Genomic DNA, 6,409 nt, shown 5'->3' on the forward strand with positions numbered 1-6,409 from the left:
TTTTGGTACTGCTTTTGGACTTTTTTTCCAAAACATCGTTAAATGACCTCCATGTGAAAATATCTTGTTACTACATTAGTCTATGTGAACATAGATTTGTGCGGACTAGTTTATTACCTATTTTGTATGAAATGATACACACTATAATCGTTGATGGAGACAATCCTACCGTCATTGAATCTTCGGGCTTAAACTTATGATCCTCGAATTTCACCCATTTATCGTGCATATAAACTATATAACCGCGAATAGTATCCCTCGTAATTTCCTTTACTGACCGCTTTATATCGTGTCTATCAAGATACTCGATAAAATATCCGTAATTGTCCTCGTATTGATTCAGCTTACCAGCCGCTCTTCCCTCCGCACGTTTAATCGTCTTGAACGATAGAAATAAAGAATCAAGATTGTGCGCTGTTTTCCGTAATGTCCTCAAGTTCTTTACACGCTTGCCAGTTCGTTTGTCAGCCATAAAAAAACGCCTCCTGTTCGGTTAAGTCAACGGAACAAAAGAGGCATAAACCCAGTGCTACCCAGCGATTAAGTCAACGCATAAGTCAGCGGAAATAGAAAACGGTAGAACACCGTTATATCAACGTTTCTACCGTCCGGATGACCTGTGAGGGGTTCGAACCCCCGACCTCAACCCTGTCAAGGTTGAAAAGCGAATCCGATTATAACAGATATCGTTTGAAATTGTTGATATAGTAGGCTTTTGTTTTTCCTATATATGCTTTAAACGGATGTAATTGGTGGCAGTATGATTGATTTTGCCACCAGGCTGGCACCAACTCTCAGTACGATGTTTCCACATTCAACATGTGCGGAGTGTATGTGGCAACACATGAGATGTTGGTGGGTTTAATTAATAATAAATTATTGTATATAATCTGCTTATTAATGATTGATGCTTTTTGCATTAAAGCCCCCGCTTCTTACAAATTTTATTTCCTTGATTTTGTTCTGTTACCTAAAGATGTCCGGATGAAATTGATTTGCCAGCGGAGAAACACCATTCCGACTGACGGTGGATTGATGGCAAACTTTTTGACAAAATTACATAAAAACCGATAAAAAATAGTAGCCTAACATTTAAAGTACATTTCTGTAAAACTCGTTGGTTATTAGCTTGAATTAGATTTTAAAAAATTGTGGAGGATGGCAATGGAGAAAAAAATAGTTGCACTCGATGTATCGAATTTATGGGCTCCTTATATGAATAATACGATGGCTCTATGCGTAAACAAATATGCATTGCAAACTATTCAAGATCCAGAAATTAACGCTATTTTTGGCAAAGCTTTGAATTTATCAGAAAACATTGTTCAAAAAATCGCCGCCATATTCAATCAGGAACAATTTCCGATTCCCCATGCATTTACAGAGGAAGATGTCCATTTAGATGCACCGAGATTGTTTTCAGACGAACTCTGGCTGTTCTATTTGCACCAAATGTCGATACACGGATTGACTTCTTATTCTCTTGGGATCACCGCTTCCCGCAGGCTGGACATTCGTCAATTCTATTTCGAAACGTACAAGGGATCTTATGAATTATACGAATCTACATTGGGAGTGCTGCAATCGAGAGGTCTCCTGGAACGTCCGCCCACCATCGTGCTTCCAGAAAAAATTGAATTTGCGGAAAAGCAAAGCTTTTTAACCGGCTGGTTCGGGGAACGCCGCCCATTGAACACAATAGAAATCTCTAGTCTTTATTTTAATTTGCAGAAAACCATCTTGACTAAAGACTTGGCTCTCGGTTTTAGTCAAACCGCTAAATCGAAAGAAATCCGCCGGTTTATGGAAGAAGTGGTAAAACTGGCAGCAGAACATATTGAAATTTTTACTACCATCCTTCATGAAGACTTCATCAGTTCTGCCATCACATGGGACACCCATGTTACAGATTCTCAGATTGCGCCATTTTCGGATAAATTGATGATATTCCATTGCGCATTTTTGATTCAAGCAGCAATGGCATATTATGGAACCGCCTTGTCCGGCTCAATGAGGCGCGACCTCGGGCTCAAATATTCGTCTGCCATCGCAAGGGATGTGAAGCTTGCGGAAGACTGCGCAAACATCATGATTTCCAATGGATGGTTTGAAGAACCGCCAAGTTCCGTTGATCGACGAGAATTATCTTAGTGAAACTTCACCTAACTGTGATTTTACGAAGTAGACAAAACCCCTTGAGCACCAAGGGGTTTTAACTCGCGTTCTTATCGATTATCCAAGCAAGTACATATTGCTGAATTTGTGTTTTTGTGCTGAATGAATTTTCTCCACCTCACAAATATCCCAAACATTCAAAATACTTTACCTATCCTTTAAGAAAATTTTAGAATGTTTCCTCCTATACTTGGAACAATATCACTGTAGTAAAAAGGAGGATAATTAGAAATGGATATTCAAAAATTAGCCGATCATGAGTCATTGGATCTACATGAAGTTATTAATTTTAAAACCCTATGCTTAGCGAAATCAAAACTAATGCAAGGACTGGTATTTGATCATGATTTGAGAGCATTAATGCAAAAAGATGTTGAACAATCCATGCAAGCACTTGAAGAATTACAGGCAATTTATCAACGTGCACCTTTTGAAGCGCCTGTTCCTCAAAACCGGCCAACACCAATAATAAATTGAAAGGAAGGCAAATTCATTGAACAATGACTATTTAGACCCTATAAACTCGCTACACGTACCAGAGCTAGCAGATACCACATTTGCGATGGATTTACTTCTTCGTGCCAAAGAAGGTGTGCGCAATATTGCGGTTGCATTAACGGAGTCCGCATCACCTGATGTTAGAACCCTCTTACGAAACCAGTTAATGCAAGGGATTGCCATCCACCAAGAAATTACAGAATTAATGATTAGTAAAAAATGGTTCCATCCATACGAATTAAATGAACAATATCAATTAGACCAACTCTCTGCCAACAATACTTTGAAGATTGGCAAAATGAATCTATTTCCTGTTGAGACTAATAGAAAAGGTATGTTTGACCGGACACCTGATGAACACTAACACTGGAGGCTGTAACCAATGAAGGCGGTAACGTATCAAGGTATTAAAAATGTTGTAGTCAAAGAAGTTCCAGATCCAAAGATTGAAAAACCAGATGACATGATTATTAAAGTAACGAGTACAGCTATATGTGGGTCTGATTTACATTTAATTCATGGTATGATTCCTAACCTGCAAGAAAACTATGTTATTGGCCATGAACCAATGGGAATCGTCGAAGAAGTTGGTCCAGGTGTGACTAAGCTAAAAAAGGGAGATCGAGTCATAATTCCCTTTAATATAGCATGCGGTGAATGCAATTACTGTAAAAACCATTTGGAAAGCCAATGTGATAATTCTAATGATAATGGTGATATGGGTGCCTATTTCGGATATTCTGGTACGACGGGTGGCTATCCAGGTGGGCAAGCTGAATATTTAAGAGTGCCATTTGCCAACTTTACTCATTTCAAAATTCCAGAGACTTGTGAGGAACCAGATGAAAAGTTAGCAGTTATTGCCGATGCGATGACTACTGGTTTTTGGAGCGTTGACAATGCAGGTGTAAAGGATGGAGATACCGTTATTGTTCTTGGCTGTGGTCCGGTTGGTCTTTTTGCTCAAAAATTCTGTTGGTTAAAAGGGGCAAAGCGAGTCATTGCCGTTGATTATGTCAATTATCGCTTGCAGCACGCCAAGCGCACCAACAAAGTAGAAATTGTTAACTTTGAGGATCATGAGAATGTAGGAAGTTACCTGAAGGAAATCACCAAAGGCGGCGCTGATGTTGTCATTGATGCTGTTGGTATGGACGGTAAAATGACTGATATGGAGTTCCTTGCAAGCGGAATGAAGCTTCATGGCGGAGCATTAAGTGCGGTTATCATGGCTTCACAAGCAGTGCGTAAATGCGGGACAATTCAAGTTACTGGCGTTTACGGCGGCAGATATAATGGTTTCCCTCTTGGAGATATTATGCAGCGAAATATCAATATCCGCTCCGGTCAAGCACCTGTCATCCACTATATGCCATATATGTTTGAATTAGTTTCGACCGGAAAAATTGATCCAGGAGATGTCGTAAGTCATGTACTTCCACTTAGTGAAGCAAAGCGTGGCTATGAGATTTTTGACACAAAAATGGATGATTGTATAAAAGTCGTGTTGAAACCTTGAGGAAGGAGGTATAAAAAATGAACTACGCCTTACATGAAGTTCTTGAGGTCCATGAGATAACTGCATTTAAGACCACTTGTTTAACTAAATCCAAAACGATGAAAGCGTTAGTTACAGATCAGCTATTAAGAGATATTATGCAGCAAGACATTGATGTATCTACGAGACAATTACAAGAATATGCTTCTATCCTTTCCAACGCTAAGCAGTAAATTAGGAGATGAATGAACATGAATCCAATCATTGAAACTTTAACGGGCATGGATGGACTATCTGATCAAGTCGTTGCAATGGATCTACTCATTTCAGCTAAAAGTGGAATTAGAAATTATGCCATGGCAGCTACGGAGGCAGGAACACCGGAAATTAAAGAAATGCTCACTCGCCATTTAGTGGAAGCTCTTGATATGCATGAACAAATTTCCTCATATATGGCAGAAAAAGGATGGTACCATGCTTGGGATACAAACGAACAGATCAGTTTGGATTTAAATAATATCAATACAGCTTTGAACTTACCGACATTATAAAAATTTTCAGGAACAGTTCAACACTCACCAAATAAACTGTTCCTATTAAACCATTTTGAATTTATTTGGCAGAAGTAAATAAAGTTAATACTTCTTGCTTACTCGAGTTTGTTTTACACTATATAATTGAAAACAATTAATTGACTATTTTTATTATGAAAAGGTCGGAGCAGGAAATTCATCAATTTTGATACGAAGTAAACTATAAGGTTTCTGTCGTATGTCTTTTCCATAATGAAATCTAGGCTGTCGATGTAATTGGTTCACAATGACATACAAATATTGATCCGGACCAATTGAAAAAGTATCCGGCCACAAAATTCTCGGATCATGTGCGATAGTTTCCATTATGCCATTTGGCAATATCTTACGGATACTGTTGTTTTCATAATCTCCAGCATAAACAGTTCCCTTTGCATCGGTGATCATTCCATCAGACGCACCTTTTTCTCCCCAATACTCCACATGATAAGGTAAATCCATGTCCGGTATCAATCTGTCTCTTAGGGCTTCTGTTGAGATCGAGAACAAATGACGACTGGTTAGTGGAGCAAAGAATAATATCTTTCCATCGGGAGAAATCGCAAGACTATCAGACGCCAATCTAAATGGAGAAGTTGAACCGTCTTTGTTTCGATTCATTAAAATTTTACCTTCTACTTTCGGTAAAAAATAGGGATCGGGTGAAGTTGAATTTGCCCCATTTAACCGTCTAAACGCGTTTCCATTTGATAAATCTACGACGATAATAGCTCCTGGGCCTCTTGAAGAAGAATCCGTTATATAGGCATAACCTGCTTTTCCAACACGAAAATCAAAACGGACATCATTCAGATAAGTTGTAGGCAGAACAACATCTTCTGTAAAGGTATATACTTTTCTTATTGTATTGGTTTCTAAATCAACAGCGACTAATTTTGCCCCCCCTTTAATAGGTTCAGAAAAATTAGGTGCCGCTGTATCTAATATCCAAAGCGTTCCCCTTCCATCAGCAATTACACTTTGGACACTGATGAAAGTCATTGTGATATTCTCGGGATTAACCAAATTGGTTTGTAAATTAGGATAAGGCTGCAATTTATTCTCAACAATTTCCCCCACCGTAAATTTAACATCGTCTCCCCATTTCGGAAAGCAAATGAAAATACGACCGGTTTCTGAAACAGTAACACCTGTAGGCATAGCCCCATAAAATGCATAAACTAGTTCTAAATTACCGAAATATTTTTCACTAGGTAACATAGGTTTCATAATATCCTCCTCAAGCATTCAAACGGGATATCACCTATATATGATTTATATTTTTTCTAGTGCATGTTTCTTAATAAGTTTTTCTATATGAAAAGATGATTGAATGGATTGTTTTCGAAATTTAATAAGTCTGTCAGAAGAAAGGTAACATTTTAATTTAAAGGTCACCTGTCCAACCATACATAGGAAGAACAGTTACTGATACTAAGAAACCAATCGTAAAACGATTAATAAAAGAACCAATAATAGCAATAAGTTTATCTTCAAATTTCATCGGGAGTATTAGTAATACAGAGAATAAACCAAATATTATACCAGATATAATTCCCAAGAAAATGCTGTTCATTGGTAATAAATATCCATTCACTAACTAACTCATTAATTGATATGATTCTTTTAAAAGAACTAAAAACTCCTGATTTAGTTCGTCTTCACT

General features: G+C 37.9%; 8 protein-coding genes. 6 read left to right on the forward strand and 2 right to left on the reverse strand.

Annotation, left to right across the window (positions count from 1 at the left end; genetic code table 11):
* Positions 1 to 70 precede the first annotated feature (70 nt).
* Positions 71 to 472, reverse strand: coding sequence for a hypothetical protein (locus tag V7161_RS20935; protein WP_335714809.1), 402 nt, complete (start codon positions 470 to 472; stop codon positions 71 to 73).
* Positions 473 to 1,164: 692 nt separating this feature from the next.
* Between V7161_RS20935 and V7161_RS20940 the strand changes: the two genes are divergently transcribed.
* The 6 genes from V7161_RS20940 (at position 1,165) to V7161_RS20965 (ending at position 4,722) form a co-directional block, all read left to right on the forward strand.
* Positions 1,165 to 2,151, forward strand: coding sequence for a DUF3231 family protein (locus tag V7161_RS20940; RefSeq protein ID WP_335714810.1), 987 nt, complete (start codon positions 1,165 to 1,167; stop codon positions 2,149 to 2,151).
* A gap of 255 nt (positions 2,152 to 2,406) precedes the next feature.
* Positions 2,407 to 2,652: a spore gernimation protein GerQ gene (locus tag V7161_RS20945; RefSeq protein WP_335714811.1), complete on the forward strand. Its 246-nt coding sequence runs from the start codon at positions 2,407 to 2,409 to the stop codon at positions 2,650 to 2,652.
* Positions 2,653 to 2,668: 16 nt separating this feature from the next.
* Positions 2,669 to 3,037, forward strand: a complete 369-nt coding sequence (locus V7161_RS20950) for a spore coat protein (protein ID WP_335714812.1) — start codon at positions 2,669 to 2,671, stop codon at positions 3,035 to 3,037.
* 18 nt (positions 3,038 to 3,055) lie between these two features.
* A complete protein-coding gene (locus V7161_RS20955; RefSeq protein WP_335714813.1) occupies positions 3,056 to 4,192 on the forward strand; it encodes a zinc-dependent alcohol dehydrogenase in 1,137 nt (378 codons plus the stop codon).
* Between the two features lie 17 nt (positions 4,193 to 4,209).
* Complete coding sequence (locus tag V7161_RS20960; RefSeq protein WP_335714814.1) at positions 4,210 to 4,404, forward strand: hypothetical protein; 195 nt, start codon at positions 4,210 to 4,212, stop codon at positions 4,402 to 4,404.
* Between the two features lie 18 nt (positions 4,405 to 4,422).
* A complete protein-coding gene (locus tag V7161_RS20965; protein ID WP_335714815.1) occupies positions 4,423 to 4,722 on the forward strand; it encodes a spore coat protein in 300 nt (99 codons plus the stop codon).
* Positions 4,723 to 4,875: 153 nt separating this feature from the next.
* Here V7161_RS20965 and V7161_RS20970 read toward each other — a convergent pair whose 3' ends face one another.
* Positions 4,876 to 5,973 (reverse strand): L-dopachrome tautomerase-related protein, encoded by a 1,098-nt coding sequence (locus V7161_RS20970; RefSeq protein WP_335714816.1) that lies wholly within the window; start codon positions 5,971 to 5,973, stop codon positions 4,876 to 4,878.
* Positions 5,974 to 6,409 lie beyond the last annotated feature (436 nt).

The organism is Neobacillus drentensis, assembly GCF_036965425.1.
GTDB classification, from domain to species: domain Bacteria; phylum Bacillota; class Bacilli; order Bacillales; family Cytobacillaceae; genus Neobacillus; species Neobacillus drentensis_F.